At 70.0% G+C, this 2,680-nt stretch carries 2 protein-coding genes and 1 pseudogene; 2 read left to right on the top strand and 1 reads right to left on the bottom strand.

Features of this window, described 5'->3' with window-relative positions; translation table 11 throughout:
• Window positions 1–1,151: pseudogene (locus AB2385_RS16850) on the top strand (hypothetical protein); the annotation flags it as partial.
• Window positions 1,148–1,900, top strand: a complete 753-nt coding sequence (locus AB2385_RS16855; protein WP_367656171.1) for a hypothetical protein — start codon at window positions 1,148–1,150, stop codon at window positions 1,898–1,900. The pseudogene AB2385_RS16850 and the gene AB2385_RS16855, both read left to right, overlap by 4 nt.
• A 223-nt stretch (window positions 1,901–2,123) precedes the next feature.
• On the opposite strand, the gene AB2385_RS16860 is transcribed toward AB2385_RS16855, so the two are convergent.
• The gene (locus tag AB2385_RS16860; RefSeq protein WP_367656172.1) at window positions 2,124–2,384 is read right to left on the bottom strand and encodes a hypothetical protein; all 261 of its coding nucleotides are present in this window, start codon (window positions 2,382–2,384) and stop codon (window positions 2,124–2,126) included.
• Between the last annotated feature and the right edge of the window lie 296 nt (window positions 2,385–2,680).

Here is a 2,680-nt window from a genome sequence, read left to right on the forward strand (position 1 = left end):
ATCCGGTGGTGACGGACGACTACGACCTGACGGTCGTGCTCTCCCCGGCCCATCGCAGCCTTGCGGCCCGGGCGAACTTCGCCGTCACCAACGTGAGCGGCGAGCCCCTGAAAGAAATCCCTCTCACCCTGCGGCAGAACTTCACCGTCACCGGCGTTACCGTGGACGGTGAGCCGGTCACCGCCCGGCGGCAGGGCGACCACCTCTTCCTCCCCGTGCCGCTCGCCCCCGGCGAGACCAAACAGGTCTCCGCCGCCTGGGAAGGAACGGTCTGGCAGTGGCGCCTGCAGGACGGCCCCAGGGCGGCCGCCCACATCGACGAGGAGTCGGTTCTGCTCCCGGCCCACTACGGCTGGTACCCGCTGCCCGGCATCCAGCGTCTCACTCGGGCCGTCGGCCAGTGCAGCGAGTTCCTGCCCGAGTACTGCCCGCTCACGCCCCGTGACCTGCCCGTCGGCCACCCGCAGGCCCGCTTCCGCATCCGGGTGAGCGGCACCGACCTCCACATCCGGCACAGCGGTGACGGGGAAACCGCGGTGACCACCGGCCTCTACCTGGTGGGCACGCCCTGGCCGGAGGAAGAGCTGCACGGCCTCCTGGTGAGCGTCTCGCCCGACAACCGGGTCCAGGCAGAGCGGGCGGCAGCGGAGATCGCCGGGCTGATGGCCGAGTACGAGGCGATGATCCCCCGGCAGGCTCTGGGGCCGGTCAGGTTGATTCAGGTGCACGACGACCTCTACCACGGCACCCCCTGGCTGCCGACGGCGGGAAGCGGCGCCACACCGGGCTCGCTGCTCATCCACGGTCAGGAGTTGGCCCGCTACTGGCCCGGGTACTTCGCCGACACGTACGGCATCTCCGTGCTGGCGCTGTGGTGGCCGCAATACGGCTTCACGGTGGAACAGGGACGGCTCTACCGGGACTTCCAGAGGTACATGGAGTACGTGCGTACCGGTGAGCAGCCCCGGTACCCGGACACGGTTTTCGAGCGCCTCCTTCGGGTGGAGCAGACGGCCGGGCGGGAGGCAGCGCTGCAAGTGCTCCGGGAGATGCACGCCCTGCTGCCGGCCGGGCCCGCGCCCGAGGACTTCGAGGCCGCCATCGGCCGGATAATGGCCACCGCGGACCACGGGGGAGGGACGACGCGGTGAACGGCAGCGCCCATCTTACCGGCGGACAGCCCCGCGACACCGCCGGTGGTACCCGGGCCCATCTCTACTGGGTCTGGTGCAACCTCCACTACGCCTGGAAGGCCCAGGCCAACTGGGGATGGCTGACCCTCGCAGTCGCACTGGCGGTGGTCTTCCTGCTGCTCCTGGGCGATGCCTTCCGGCCCCCGGGGGCCCCGCGCAGCACGGCCGACCTCGCCTACCTGATGGAGGCCTTCCTGCCCCTGGGCCTCGCGCTGTTGCTGGCCCGGGTGCCCGCGCTGGACCGGGAAATCGGCGCGCACGAACTGCACCTCACCTGGCCCTTCCCGCCGCAGCTGCACCTGCTGCGCCTGACCACCGTTCCCGCCCTCGCCTGGGCGGCCGCCGGTGCGCTGCTGCTCCTCGGGGCCCAACTGTTCTACGCACCAATGGACCTCCGTCAGGCGCTCGACATGGCGCTCTACCCTTCCCTCGGCCTGGGCGGCGTGGCGCTGGGCGGTAGCGCCCTGGCCCGGCACCAGGTGGGCGGGGTGGCGACGGCTTCCCTCTGGTGGGGCGTCGACCTGCTGAAGCCGGGCGACCTGCACCGCTGGGGGCACCTGTTCCCCTACGCCCGGCCGCTGCCTGACGCCGACCCCGCCCGCCTGCACCTCCAGGTGCTGGCGGTGGGACTCGTGGGCCTCGCCCTCTCCCTGTGGCTGGCCGGGCGCCGGGAGCGGTGGGTGACCGGCACCCCGCCGGCTGAGTGAGAAGTCCACCTGCTGCGCGCGCGGAGGCGGTCCCGCCCCCATCAGGGCGGGACCGCCCTCATTTGCCAGGGCCACTCCCACGTGCCCTCGTCTGCGCAGCCAGGGTCAGCCTGCAGGGCCACCCCCGTGGGCTGTTCGCCCTCACCTTCGGCACTGCGTAACTGGGCCATCAGACCGAGTCGGTTAGTCGCCCGGTGCACCGGAATCGATGCGTCCGGACCGGTTACTCCTGATAGGCATTCAGCGTCGCTGTGTCCGACATGGACTCGGCAATCTCGATCAGATCCTCCTTGGTGAGATGGGGGCCGGACACGGCCACGTAGGCCCCGGACTCGTTCCACCAGGGGATCGGTCCCCCGAACTCCGGCTGGTTGTTCAGGTAATGCGCAGTGATGCCATCCCGGATGGGCGTCCCATCAGTGATCTTGCGGGGATCGGCGTCCCGGCAGCACCCTTCGGGGCCCACAGCGACACTGAGCCCCACGCTGACGTCCTTGTCCGTGCATGCGATCCTCACCAGCCGATCGTTAAGCGGACGCAGCGGCTCCAATCCCTCGGGGACGTGTATAGGTTCAATCCACTGAATACGGTGTCCACCAGATCGGTCCGGGAGCGAACCGCACCCCGCCCACCGTCGGGAGTGTCAGGAAACCGCACATTTCCCGCCACGTGGCCGACTGTTTCTTGACAGTCGACCCCTCGTCCACCTGCCCGCCACCCCGCTCACCCCCCAAAACCCCAAACTAACCAGGTTGATACGCCCCTCCAGGCCGCCAGACA

Origin of the sequence: Symbiobacterium sp. (assembly GCF_040797425.1) — a bacterium.
In the GTDB taxonomy this organism is placed as follows: domain Bacteria; phylum Bacillota; class Sulfobacillia; order Symbiobacteriales; family Symbiobacteriaceae; genus Symbiobacterium.